This is a genomic window from Nocardioides sp. Z50_6, from assembly GCF_058215755.1.
This window is the reverse complement of record NZ_JBZAJB010000003.1, coordinates 55,895-67,533: the sequence shown is the minus strand read 5'-3', so window position 1 is coordinate 67,533 and position 11,639 is coordinate 55,895. Positions and strand designations below refer to the sequence as shown.

The window sequence follows — 11,639 nt, the reverse complement described above, 5'->3', positions numbered from 1 at the left end:
CCTCTTGTGGCAACCCATACTCCTACGCGGACCCTGGCCAAAGGGTCACGCTCCACGCGCTCGACCGTCGCCCTGAAGATCACCATGGCCGTCAGCGGCCTCATCTTCATCGGCTACCTGGTCCTTCACATGTACGGCAACCTCAAGGTCTTCTCGGGGCACGACGCCTTCAACGAGTACGCGCACCACCTGCGGGTCTTCGGGGAGCCGATGCTCCCGGAGAACGGCCTGCTGTGGATCATGCGTGTGCTGCTGATCGTCGCCTTGATCGCGCACGTCTACGCGGCCGCCGTCCTGGCCCGCCGGGCCCAGGCGGCCCGGACCACCAAGTACGTGATGAAGAAGAACCTGGGCTCCTCGCTCTCCTCGCGCACCATGCGCTGGGGCGGCATCACGATCCTGTTCTTCGTCATCTGGCACCTGCTCAACTTCACCATCGGGAAGATCAACCCCAACCCCGACGGCACCGGCACCGCGGACCCCTACAACCTGCTGGTCGAGTCCTTCGAGCTGTGGTGGATGACCGGCATCTACCTGCTGGCCATGGTCGCCCTCGGCATGCACCTGCACCACGGCACCTGGAGCGCCATGCAGACGCTGGGCTTCACCAACACCGCCCGCTCCCGGGCCCGCGCCAAGGCGGCCGGCTGGGTGGTGGCGATCGTCATCGCCGGCGGCTTCGCGCTCGTCCCGATCTCGGTGCTCCTCGGCATCGTCTCCAAGTAAGGACCCCCCTCTCCCATGGCTCTCCTGGACGGAACCACCCAGCTCAACCAGCCACCGGTGCAGATCTCCGACGACGCCCGGGGCTACTACACGCTCGGCGACAAGCTCGTCGACCCGGTCGCCCCCACCGGACCCATCAAGGACCGCTGGACCAACCGCAAGTTCGAGAACCGCCTGGTCAACCCGGCCAACCGCCGCAAGATGAGCGTCATCATCGTCGGCACCGGGCTGGCCGGCGGCGCCGCCGCCGCCACCCTGGGCGAGGCGGGCTACCACGTGAAGTCCTTCTGCTACCAGGACTCCCCGCGCCGGGCCCACTCGATCGCCGCGCAGGGCGGCATCAACGCGGCCAAGAACTACAAGGAGGACGGCGACTCCACGCACCGCCTCTTCTACGACACCGTCAAGGGCGGCGACTACCGCGCCCGTGAGAACAACGTCTACCGGCTCGCCGAGGTCAGCGCCAACATCATCGACCAGTGCGTGGCCCAGGGCGTCCCGTTCGCCCGGGAGTACGGCGGCCTGCTGGACAACCGCTCCTTCGGCGGCGTCCAGGTCTCGCGCACCTTCTACGCCCGCGGCCAGACCGGTCAGCAGCTGCTGATCGGCGCCTACCAGGCGATGGAGCGGCAGGTGGCCGCCGGCACCGTCGAGCAGTTCACCCGTCACGAGATGCTCGAGCTGGTCATCGTCGACGGCAAGGCCCGCGGCATCGTGGCCCGCGACCTGGTGACCGGAGAGGTCCAGACCCACCTGGCCGACGCGGTCGTGCTCGCCTCCGGCGGCTACGGCAACGTCTTCTACCTCTCCACCAACGCGATGGGCTCCAACGTCACCGCCACCTGGCGGGCGCACCGCAAGGGCGCCTACATGGCCAACCCCTGCTACACGCAGATCCACCCGACCTGCATCCCGGTCTCCGGGGACCACCAGTCCAAGCTCACGCTGATGTCGGAGTCGCTGCGCAACGACGGCCGGATCTGGGTCCCGAAGAACGTCGAGGACTGCGAGAAGGACCCGCGCGACATCCCGGAGGAGGACCGCGACTACTACCTGGAGCGGATCTACCCCGCCTTCGGCAACCTGGTCCCCCGCGACATCGCCTCCCGCGCCGCCAAGTACATGTGCGACGAGGGCCGCGGTGTCGGGCCCGCCGTGCGCGAGGTGGACAAGGACGGCAACGAGCGGATGGTCCGTCGGGGCGTCTACCTCGACTTCGCCGACGCGATCCAGCGTCTGGGCGAGGACGCCGTCCGGGAGAAGTACGACAACCTCTTCGACATGTACCAGCGGATCACCGGGGAGAACCCCTACCAGGTGCCGATGCGCATCTACCCCGCGGTGCACTACGTGATGGGCGGCCTGTGGGTCGACTACCACCTGCAGTCCAACATCGAGGGCCTCTTCGTCACCGGTGAGGCCAACTTCTCCGACCACGGGGCCAACCGGCTGGGCGCCTCGGCGCTCATGCAGGGGCTGGCGGACGGCTACTTCGTCCTGCCCAACACCATCCGCGACTACCTCGCGGACGCCCCCTTCGAGAAGATCGCCGAGGACCACCCCGACGTGGTCGCGGCGCGCCAGGACGTGGAGCAGCGGATTCAGCGGCTGCTCTCCATCAACGGCACCCGCAGCGCCGACAGCTACCACAAGGCCCTGGGCAACATCATGTGGGAGTACTGCGGCATGGAGCGCAACGAGGCGGGGCTGCGCAAGGCGATCGACATGATCCGCGAGCTCAAGGCCGACTTCTGGAGCAACCTGAAGGTGCTCGGCACCGCCGACAGCCTCAACCAGAGCCTGGAGAAGGCCGGCCGGGTGGCCGACTTCATCGAGCTCGGCGAGCTCATGTGCATCGACGCCCTCAACCGCCGCGAGTCGTGCGGCGGTCACTTCCGGGCCGAGTCGCAGACCGAGGACGGCGAGGCGCTGCGCCACGACGACGAGTTCGCCTACGTGGCAGCCTGGGAGTGGGGCGGCGACGAGGGCCTGCCGGTCCTGCACAAGGAAGACCTGATCTACACGGCCATCGAGATGAAGCAGCGGAGCTACAAGTGAGCATGAACCTGACCCTGAAGATCTGGCGTCAGCCGGACGGTGCCGACAAGGGCGCCATGCACACCTACCAGGTCTCCGACATCTCCCCCGACATGAGCTTCCTGGAGATGCTCGACCAGCTCAACGAGGAGCTCAACGAGCGGGGCGAGGAGCCGGTGGCCTTCGACTCCGACTGTCGCGAGGGCATCTGCGGCATGTGCGGCATGATGATCAACGGCCAGGCGCACGGCCCCGAGGTCACCACCACCTGCCAGCTCCACATGCGCTCCTTCTCCGACGGCGACACCATCACTATCGAGCCGTGGCGCTCGGACGCCTTCCCGGTCATCAAGGACCTGGTCGTCGACCGTGGCGCCTTCGACCGGATCATCCAGTCCGGCGGCTTCATCTCGGTCAACACCGGGTCGGCCCCCGAGGCCAACTCGGTGCCGGCTCCCCGCGACAAGGCGATGCGGGCCTTCAACGTGGCCACCTGCATCAGCTGCGGCGCGTGCGTGGCCGCCTGCCCCAACGGCTCGGCCTCGCTCTTCCTGGGCGCCAAGATCACCCACCTCGGCGAGCTCCCCCAGGGCCAGCCGGAGCGGAACTCGCGCGTGGTCGACATGCTCGGCCAGCACGACCACGAGGGCTTCGGCGGGTGCACCAACATCGGTGAGTGCACCGCGGCCTGCCCCAAGGAGATCCCGCTCGACGTCATCTCGCAGCTCAACAAGGACCTGCGCACGGCGATGAAGAACGGTCTCTGAAGACCAGAGCACCTACGCGGACGGCCGGCCCCTCGGGGCCGGCCGTTCGTGCGTCCGGGGGCTCAGGCGCCGAGGGGGAATGACCGGGTGGGCATCCACCCCTCCCCCTCGTGGTGGTGATAGAGGTGGAACTCCCGGGCCTCGAAGTGGCACTCGAAGTCGGCCAGCTCGGCGAAGGCGCGGTCCAGGCGCTCGTCGTCCACCTCGTGGGCGACGGTGACGTGCGGGTGGTAGGGGAAGGTCAGGCGGACGTCGAGCGGCGTCGTCCGCACGTCCTTGGCGAGCGCCTCGCACTGGGAGATCCCGCGCGCGACCGTCACGAAGACCACCGGGGAGACCGGCCGGAAGGTGCCGGTGCCGCGCAGGTGGATCGGGAACGGGCGGTGGCGCGAGGCCACCCGGAGCAGGTGCTGCTCCACCTCGGCCATCGCCTGGTCCCCCGCCACCGCCGTGGGCGGGATGAGGGTGATGTGGGTGGGGATCAGCGTGGCCGACACGTCGCCCAGGGCGGACCGGTAGTCCTGGAGCTGCTTGCCCCAGGGCTCCGGCACGGCGATGGCCACGCCGATGGTCTGCACGCGCGCGCCTCTAACGGCCGGCCGGCGCGACGAAGCCCACGCGCTCGTAGACGTCGCGCAGCGTCGCCTCGGCCACCGCCGAGGCCTTCTCCGCGCCCAGGGCCAGCACCTCGTCGAGGTGTGCCCTGTCCTCGAGCAGCTCTAGGGTGCGCTCCCGGAAGGGCGTCACGAACTCCACCACCACCTCGGCCACCTCCTTCTTGAGGTCACCGTAGCCGCGACCGGCGAAGCGCTCCTCCAACTCCTCGACACTGGTGCCCGAGAGTGCGGAGTGGATGGTGAGCAGGTTGCTCACCCCGGGCTTCTCCTCGGTGTCGAAGCGGATCTCGCTGCCCGAGTCGGTGACCGCCGAACGGATCTTCTTCGCACTCACCGACGGGGGGTCGAGCATCTCGATGATGCCGTTGGGCGACGAGGCCGACTTCGACATCTTGGCCGTCGGGTCCTGGAGGTCGGCGATCCTCGCCGTCTCCTTGAGGATGAACGGCTCCGGCAGCCGGAAGGTCTTCTTGTAGCGGTGGTTGAACCGCTGGGCCAGGTCGCGGGTCAGCTCGAGGTGCTGGCGCTGGTCCTCGCCGACCGGGACGTACTGCGGACGGTAGAGCAGGATGTCGGCGGCCATCAGGATGGGATAGGTGAACAGGCCCACGCTGGCCGCTCCCTCGCCCTGCTTGGCGGACTTGTCCTTGAACTGGGTCATCCGACGGGCCTCACCGAAGCCGGTCAGGCACTGCAGGACCCAGCCGAGCTGGGCGTGCGCCGGCACCTGGCTCTGCACGAAGATCGCCGCCCGCTCCGGGTCGATCCCGGCGGCGATCAGCTGGGCGCCCGCGCGCAGCGTGCGCTCGCGGAGCACCTTGGGGTCCTGCTCGACGGTGATCGCGTGCTGGTCGGCGATGAAGAAGAACGGCTCGTACTCGGCCTGCAGGTCGACCCACTGCCGCAGCGCACCGAGGTAGTTGCCGAAGTGGAAGGAGTCGGCGGTGGGCTGGATGCCGGAGAGCACGCGGGGTCGGGCGGTCGGAGCGGACATGGCAGCCATTGTCACAGGCGACGCCCGACCCGCAGAAACCGGCTCGGCCACCGATCCGTTCGTCCGCGCCGCGTACTGCGCACTATCCTCTCGCGGGTGGGGAAGAGAGCAGGCAGCCTGCCGCCGTCGGCGCTGCCGGTCGTCGCGCTGGTGGTCCTCGACGTCGTGGTGGTGCTGCTCCTGCTGGGGGCCACCGGCGGGGTCGACCATGCCGCCCAGGGACTCGACCGCTCCACCCGGTGGAGCTGCACGGACCGGGCGCTGGAGTCCGACGAGCGCGCCGGGGGCTACGACGTCGGTGAGGAGTCCCGCTTCGTCGGCCCCAACACCATCGAGTTCGAGGTGCGCCGCGACGACCGGGAGGCGCAGCGCATCCGGTGCGTGTTCGAGGCGGGCGGGGACGAGATCGGCGACCCCCTGCGGGTCGTCGAGGCGCGGGTGCTGCCATGACCTCGTCCTCCCTGACCCAGCCGTCGGCGCCCGGCGACTGGCCGGACCCGGCCCGCGCCCACCCGTGGCTGGCGGTGGCGGTGCTGGCGGTGACCAACCTGCTGCCCCTCGTCCTGGTCGTCCAGGGCTCGCTCGACCTGCCGCTGCTGGTCGTCTGCTACGTCGTGGAGGCCGTGCTGGTCACCCTCTCCACCCGCGCCCGCGAGGGGAGGTTCGCGACGCTGCGCGGCCGCGCCCTCTTCGCCCTGGGCCTGGTGCTCTTCGCCGGGGCGCCGCTGACCGCCGTCACCTGGGGCGCGTCCACCGGGGCGGTCCTGATCGCGACGGTGCTCCTCTTCGTGGTCGGCCTGCGCACCGCCGAGCGGCAGGCCGGACCCACCGAGCAGGGCTGGGTCGGGACCTACAGCTGGCACCTGTGCGTCGTCTTCGTCGGCTCGGCGATCGCCGTCCCCTACATGGAGGACCTCTCGGTGCTGCACCAGGCGGGATGGCAGCCCGCGCCCCTGGGGGAGTTCCCGCTCTCCGGGCTCGCGCTCGGCGTCAACCGGGCCATCGTGGACAGCGGCGTGGCGCCCGAGGTCCTCGGCACCGCCGTCTTCGTGCTCTTCAAGACGGTCAACGAGGTGACGATGGCGGCCCGGCGCGCCTACCTGTCGACCCGCTGGAGGTGGAGCCGGGCGGAGAGTCCCAGCACGCCCAGCCCCAGCACGGAGAGCCCGAAGCCCACGAGCCCGGGCGCCCGGTAGCCCCAGCCGGCCGCGATGACCAGCCCGCCGAGCCAGGCGCCCAGCGCGTTGGCGACGTTGAGGGCGACGTGGTTCATCGTCGCGCCGATCGTCTCCGCGTCGCCGGCGACCTCCATCAGGCGCAGCTGCAGGTTGACCACCAGGATCGACCCGGTGGCGGTGATCCCGAAGACGATCGGCAGGGTCCACCAGCCGGTGGGCGCCAGCACGGAGAAGGCGAGCAGCAGCAGGCCCTGACCGCCGCCGCCGATGAAGAGCGAGCGGAAGACCGACCAGGCGGCGAGCTCGCCGGCCAGCCAGGTGCCGACGACCATGCCCAGCCCGAAGGCCAGCAGGAAGACCGGCGCCACGGACTCGGAGAGCCCGCCCACCTCGGTCAGCGTCGGGACGATGTAGGTGTAGACCGCGAACATCCCCCCGAAGCCGACCGCCCCGGCGAGCACCGTCAGGAGCACCTGGGGCTTGGCCAGGGCGCTGAGCTCGCGGCGCCAGTGCGCGTCGGCGTCGCCGGGCTGGGAGGGCACGAAGGCGAGCACCAGGGCCAGGGTGAGCAGACCCATCCCGGAGACCAGCCAGTACGCCGCCCGGTAGCCGGCCGTCTGGCCCAGCCAGGTTGCGGCAGGCACGCCGAGCAGGTTGGCGACCGAGAGACCCAGCATCACCATCGCCACCGCCCGGCCCCGGCGGCCCGGGCTGGCCAGCCCGGCGGCCACCAGCGAGGCGACCCCGAAGAAGGCGCCGTGGGGCAGCCCGGAGACGAAGCGCGCGACGAGCAGGGCGTCGTAGGAGGAGACGAGGGCGGTCGCCACGTTGCCCACGGCGAAGAGGACCATCAGGCCCACGAGCAGGGCACGGCGCGGCCAGCCGGACCCCAGGAAGGCCACCACGGGCGCGCCCACCACCACGCCCAGGGCGTAGGCGGAGATGGCGTGGCCGGTCGAGGGGATGCTCGCCCCGACGCCGCGGGCCATCTGCGGCAGCAGGCCCATCGAGACGAACTCGGTGGTGCCGATGGCGAAACCGCCCATCGCCAGGGCGGGGATCGCGAGGCCGGCGTGCCTGGCGGCCGCGCGCCCTTCCGGAGCTCGTTCAGTCGTCGTCTGCGCCACGAGGGTGCAGCACCACGCCGCCGCCGGCTATTCCGATCTCGGGGGACGGATCCTCCACCGCGCGCGCCCGGCGCCTCTCCCGGAGGTGGAACCCGAGGTCGAGGACGGTCTTGAGACCGCAGAGGAGGAGCACCGGTGCCAGCAGGCTGGTCGTCCCCAGCGGCCCGGGTCCCTCGACCTGGTCGCGGACCATCAGCAGGAAGCCCACGATGATCGAGAAGTGGAGCACCAGCATCCGCGGATAGGGCTGCCACATCGCCTGGCTGGGCGAGAGCTGCGAGCGCTCGTCCTCGCCGAACCAGTTGACCGCCAGCGAGACCACGTGGCTGAGCAGGAAGGCGAGGCCGGTCAGCAGCCAGTACCTGCCGTTGAGCTCCCCCGCGGCGGCGAACGCCAGGCCGAAGGCGAAGAAGCCGTGGACCAGGGTGAAGATCCCGAAGTGGAAGGAGAAGAACCCGGCGAGCATGCCGCGGGGCATCAGGTGGGCGGGGCGGTCGTTGATCCTCAGGCTCGAGCCGGCTGGCTCGGCGCCGCGGGCGCTGGCGATCTTGACCACGCCCACCGCCCAGACGGCGAGGTTCTCCAGCCAGTAGACGACGAAGACGTCGCCCATCGTCATCCACCCGGCCAGCACCGCCGCGACCGGCAGCAGGTTGACCGCGACCAGGGCGAAGGCGGAGAGCAGCGGCGCCGCCGACACGAGGTCGGCGGCGCCGCGGCGGTCCGGGCGCTGGCTCATCAGCCGAGGGAGGCGATCGCCTCGTTGAGGGTTCGCGAGGGACGCATCACCGCGGTGACCTTCTCCTCGTCGGGGCGGAAGTAGCCGCCGATGTCGGCCGGCGCCCCCTGCACCGCGTTGAGCTCGTCGACGATGGCCGACTCGCTCTCGCGCAGCGAGGAGGCCAGCGAGGCGAACGCCGCCGCCAGCTCCGCGTCCTCGGTCTGCCCGGCCAGCTCCTCGGCCCAGTAGAGGGCGAGGTAGAAGTGCGACCCGCGGTTGTCGATCGTGCCGAGCTTGCGCCCCGGGGAGCGGTCCTCGTTGAGGAAGGTCCCGGTCGCGCGGTCCAGGGTGTCGGCCAGGATCTGGGCCCGCGCGTTGTCGGTGCTCTGCGCGAGGTGCTCGAAGCTGGCGGCCAGCGCGAAGAACTCGCCCAGGCTGTCCCAGCGCAGGTAGTTCTCCTTGACCAGCTGCTGCACGTGCTTCGGCGCGGAGCCGCCGGCGCCGGTCTCGAAGAGGCCGCCACCGTTCATCAGCGGGACGACGGAGAGCATCTTGGCGCTGGTGCCCAGCTCCAGGATCGGGAAGAGGTCGGTGTTGTAGTCGCGCAGCACGTTGCCGGTCACCGAGATGGTGTCCTCGCCGCGACGGATCCGCTCCAGCGAGTACGCCGTCGCCTCGGCGGGCGCCATGATCTCGATGGTCAGGCCCTCGGTGTCGTGGTCGGTCAGGTACTCCTCGACCTTGGCGATCAGGTTGGCGTCGTGCGCACGCTCGGCGTCCAGCCAGAAGACCGCCGGGGAACCGGTCGCCCGGGCGCGGGTCACGGCCAGCTTGACCCAGTCGCGGATCGGGTCGTCCTTGGTCTGGCAGGCGCGCCAGATGTCGCCCGCCGCGACCTGGTGCTCCATCAGCACCTCGCCGGTCGAGCTGACCACCTGCACCGTGCCGTCGGCGGGCACCTCGAAGGTCTTGTCGTGGGAGCCGTACTCCTCGGCCGCCTTGGCCATCAGGCCGACGTTGGGCACCGAGCCCATGGTGGCCGGGTCGAAGGCGCCGTGGGCCCGGCAGTCGTCGATGACGGTCTGGTAGACCCCGGCGTAGGAGGAGTCCGGGATCACCGCGAGGGTGTCCTGCTCCTCCCCCGCGGCGTTCCACATGTGACCCGAGGTGCGGATCATCGCCGGCATCGAGGCGTCGATGATCACGTCGGAGGGCACGTGCAGGTTGGTGATCCCCTTGTCGGAGTCGACCATCGCCAGGTCGGGACCCGCGGCGATGGCCTGCTCGAAGGCGGCCTTGATCTCGGCACCGCCCTCGACGGCGTCGAGCCCGGAGAGGATGCCGCCGAGCCCGTCGTTGGCCGAGAGGCCCGCGGCGGCGAGCTGCTCGCCGTACTTCTCGAAGACGTCGGCGAAGAAGACCTCGACCACGTGGCCGAAGATGATGGGGTCCGAGACCTTCATCATCGTCGCCTTGAGGTGGGCGGAGAAGAGGACGCCCTCCTTCTCGGCCCGGGCCACCTGGTCGGCCAGGAAGCTGCGCAGCGCCGAGACGCTCATGAAGGTGCCGTCCACGACCTCGCCCGCGAGGACCGGGACCGACTCCTTGAGCACCGTGGTGCTGCCGTCGGCGGCGACGAGCTGGATCTTGAGCGTGTCCTCGGCGGGCAGCACGACGGACTTCTCGTTGTCGCGGAAGTCGTCCTTGCCCATCGTGGCCACGTTGGTCTTGGAGTCGCTCGACCAGGCACCCATGCGGTGCGGGTGCGCCTTGGCGTAGTTCTTCACCGACGCCGGCGCACGGCGGTCGGAGTTGCCCTCGCGCAGGACCGGGTTGACGGCCGAGCCCTTGACCCGGTCGTACTTGGCGCGGACCTCGCGCTCCTCGTCGGTCTGCGGGTTCTCGGGGTAGTCGGGCAGGTCGAAGCCCTGCTCGCGCAGCTCCTTGACCGCCGCCTTGAGCTGCGGGATCGAGGCCGAGATGTTGGGCAGCTTGATGATGTTGGCCTCGGGCCGGGTGGCCAGCTCGCCCAGCTCGGCGAGCGCGTCGTGGACCCGCTGCTCGGCGGTCAGCCGCTCGGGGAACTGGGCCAGGATCCGGCCGGCGAGCGAGATGTCGCGCGTCTCCACCTCCACACCCGCGGTCCTGGCGTAGGCCGAGACGATCGGGAGGAAGGAGTACGTCGCCAGGAGCGGCGCCTCGTCGGTGAGGGTGTAGATGATCTTTGCCATGTGGCAGCGACTCCTTGTCGGAACTGTCCGGATGGATTGCTTGACGTCAAGATACCCGACGGAGGGGTATCTCTAGCCTCGCACCCGTGGACATGGGAGGCTAGGCCCCATGACTGGGGGAACTGCGCCCGAGACGGCGCCCATGCAGCAGGATTCGCCGACCACCGCACAGAAGCTGGCAGCCGAGGTGCTCGGGACCTTCGTCCTGGTGCTGTTCGGGTGCGGTACAGCCGCGATGAGCGGTGACTTCGTGGCGACGGGCCTGGCCTTCGGCCTCGCCGTCCTGGTCATGATCGCCGCCTTCGGCCGGATCTCCGGCGGTCACTTCAACCCCGCGGTCACCCTCGGCGCCGCCCTGGGCGGCCGCCTCGCCTGGCGCCTCGCCCCGGGCTACATGGCCGCCCAGCTGCTCGGCGCCATCCTCGCGGGCGCCTGCCTCTTCGGCCTGATGCACGGCTTCGAGGTCTTCTCGACCGGCGACTCGCTGGGCCAGAACGTCTTCGGCGACGAGAGCCGGGGCAACTACGCCTGGTGGGCCGCACTCCTCCTCGAGCTGCTGATGACGATGATCTTCGTCTTCGTGGTCCTCGGGGTCACCGACGCCCGCAACTCCACCCTCGCCGCCCTGGCGCCGATCGCCATCGGCCTGGCGCTGGCCGCCATCCACTTCGCCTCCATGTCGGCCACCGGCACCTCGGTCAACCCGGCCCGGTCCATCGGCGTCGCGCTCTTCACCGACACCGACGCGATGGCCCAGCTGTGGGTCTTCGTGCTCGCCCCGCTGCTCGGCGCCGCGCTCGCCGGGGCCACCTACCCGCTGCTCTTCGGCCAGGGCGCCCCTCCGGTCCCCGGCTCCGGGCTGCACCTCTCCGGCCCCAAGGCCCCGGCGGGCCAGCAGCCCCCCGGCTACGGCCAGCCGGCCCCCGGCGCACCCTGGGCGGGCGTCGCCGGCCAGCCGCACCCCGGCCAGCCGCAGCCCCAGCCCGGCCAGTGGGGCGCGCCCCCGCAGGCACCGCAGGCACCTCCGGGCCAGCAGCCCCAGAGCGGCCAGTGGGGCGCGCCCCAGGACCCGTCCTGGGGCCAGGCGGCTCCCACCCAGACCCGCCAGCCCTACCCGCCGGAGCAGGGCCAGCCTCCCGCGCCGGGCGGCCAGTGGGGTGCTCCGCCCCAGCAGCAGGGATGGGGAGCCCCGCCCCCCGACGAGGAGGACGGTCGCACCCAGATCCGTCCCGGCGGCTGAC

Annotated in this window: 11 protein-coding genes; 6 read left to right on the top strand and 5 right to left on the bottom strand. The window is 70.6% G+C overall.

The genetic code is table 11. The features are described 5' to 3' along the window. Nucleotides 1-6 precede the first annotated feature (6 nt). The 3 genes from AC4BGE_RS09350 to AC4BGE_RS09340 are packed head-to-tail and all read left to right on the top strand — an operon-like array spanning nt 7 to nt 3,530. A complete protein-coding gene (locus tag AC4BGE_RS09350) occupies nt 7-726 on the top strand; it encodes a succinate dehydrogenase cytochrome b subunit (RefSeq protein WP_490569321.1) in 720 nt (239 codons plus the stop codon). A 15-nt stretch (nt 727-741) separates the two neighbouring features. After that, nucleotides 742-2,784 carry a fumarate reductase/succinate dehydrogenase flavoprotein subunit gene (locus tag AC4BGE_RS09345; protein ID WP_490569322.1) on the top strand — a complete coding sequence of 681 codons (2,043 nt, stop codon included), beginning with the start codon at nt 742-744 and terminating at the stop codon, nt 2,782-2,784. A 2-nt stretch (nt 2,785-2,786) separates the two neighbouring features. After that, nucleotides 2,787-3,530 (top strand): succinate dehydrogenase/fumarate reductase iron-sulfur subunit, encoded by a 744-nt coding sequence (locus AC4BGE_RS09340; RefSeq protein WP_490569323.1) that lies wholly within the window; start codon nt 2,787-2,789, stop codon nt 3,528-3,530. Nucleotides 3,531-3,592: 62 nt separating this feature from the next. On the opposite strand, the gene AC4BGE_RS09335 is transcribed toward AC4BGE_RS09340, so the two are convergent. Next, the gene (locus AC4BGE_RS09335) at nt 3,593-4,108 is read right to left on the bottom strand and encodes a 2'-5' RNA ligase family protein (RefSeq protein ID WP_490569324.1); all 516 of its coding nucleotides are present in this window, start codon (nt 4,106-4,108) and stop codon (nt 3,593-3,595) included. Nucleotides 4,109-4,118: 10 nt separating this feature from the next. Beyond that, nucleotides 4,119-5,150, bottom strand: coding sequence for a tryptophan--tRNA ligase (gene trpS / locus AC4BGE_RS09330; RefSeq protein ID WP_490569325.1), 1,032 nt, complete (start codon nt 5,148-5,150; stop codon nt 4,119-4,121). Between the two features lie 87 nt (nt 5,151-5,237). Between trpS and AC4BGE_RS09325 the strand changes: the two genes are divergently transcribed. Both AC4BGE_RS09325 and AC4BGE_RS09320 read left to right on the top strand, forming a co-directional pair. Beyond that, a complete protein-coding gene (locus AC4BGE_RS09325) occupies nt 5,238-5,591 on the top strand; it encodes a hypothetical protein (protein WP_490569326.1) in 354 nt (117 codons plus the stop codon). Then, nucleotides 5,588-6,337, top strand: coding sequence for a hypothetical protein (locus tag AC4BGE_RS09320; protein WP_490575107.1), 750 nt, complete (start codon nt 5,588-5,590; stop codon nt 6,335-6,337). Before AC4BGE_RS09325 ends, AC4BGE_RS09320 begins: the two co-directional genes overlap by 4 nt. Here the strand turns inward: AC4BGE_RS09320 and AC4BGE_RS09315 are convergent. Genes AC4BGE_RS09315 through AC4BGE_RS09305 form a run of 3 tightly spaced genes read right to left on the bottom strand, consistent with a single transcriptional unit; the run spans nt 6,238 to nt 10,398 of the window. Next, nucleotides 6,238-7,446 carry an MFS transporter gene (locus AC4BGE_RS09315; protein WP_490575106.1) on the bottom strand — a complete coding sequence of 403 codons (1,209 nt, stop codon included), beginning with the start codon at nt 7,444-7,446 and terminating at the stop codon, nt 6,238-6,240. The genes AC4BGE_RS09320 and AC4BGE_RS09315 overlap by 100 nt on opposite strands. Further along, nucleotides 7,427-8,185 (bottom strand): DUF6498-containing protein, encoded by a 759-nt coding sequence (locus tag AC4BGE_RS09310; protein ID WP_490569329.1) that lies wholly within the window; start codon nt 8,183-8,185, stop codon nt 7,427-7,429. The genes AC4BGE_RS09315 and AC4BGE_RS09310 overlap by 20 nt, the downstream gene beginning before the upstream one ends. Continuing rightward, on the bottom strand, nt 8,185-10,398 hold the full coding sequence (locus tag AC4BGE_RS09305; RefSeq protein ID WP_490575105.1) for an NADP-dependent isocitrate dehydrogenase: 2,214 nt from the start codon (nt 10,396-10,398) through the stop codon (nt 8,185-8,187). Before AC4BGE_RS09305 ends, AC4BGE_RS09310 begins: the two co-directional genes overlap by 1 nt. Before the next feature lie 142 nt (nt 10,399-10,540). Here AC4BGE_RS09305 and AC4BGE_RS09300 point away from each other — a divergent pair, with 142 nt between their 5' ends. After that, the gene (locus tag AC4BGE_RS09300) at nt 10,541-11,638 is read left to right on the top strand and encodes an aquaporin (protein ID WP_490575104.1); all 1,098 of its coding nucleotides are present in this window, start codon (nt 10,541-10,543) and stop codon (nt 11,636-11,638) included. Nucleotide 11,639 lies beyond the last annotated feature (1 nt).

Excerpts from the sequence above, each read along its gene's own strand:
- AC4BGE_RS09300 (WP_490575104.1), top strand. The coding sequence starts at position 10,541 with ATGCAGCAGGATTCGCCGACCACCGCACAGAAGCTGGCAGCCGAGGTG.
- AC4BGE_RS09310 (WP_490569329.1), bottom strand. The coding sequence starts at position 8,185 with ATGAGCCAGCGCCCGGACCGCCGCGGCGCCGCCGACCTCGTGTCGGCG.
- trpS (WP_490569325.1), bottom strand. The coding sequence starts at position 5,150 with ATGGCTGCCATGTCCGCTCCGACCGCCCGACCCCGCGTGCTCTCCGGC.
- AC4BGE_RS09320 (WP_490575107.1), top strand. The coding sequence starts at position 5,588 with ATGACCTCGTCCTCCCTGACCCAGCCGTCGGCGCCCGGCGACTGGCCG.
- AC4BGE_RS09305 (WP_490575105.1), bottom strand. The coding sequence starts at position 10,398 with ATGGCAAAGATCATCTACACCCTCACCGACGAGGCGCCGCTCCTGGCG.
- AC4BGE_RS09340 (WP_490569323.1), top strand. The coding sequence starts at position 2,787 with ATGAACCTGACCCTGAAGATCTGGCGTCAGCCGGACGGTGCCGACAAG.
- AC4BGE_RS09345 (WP_490569322.1), top strand. The coding sequence starts at position 742 with ATGGCTCTCCTGGACGGAACCACCCAGCTCAACCAGCCACCGGTGCAG.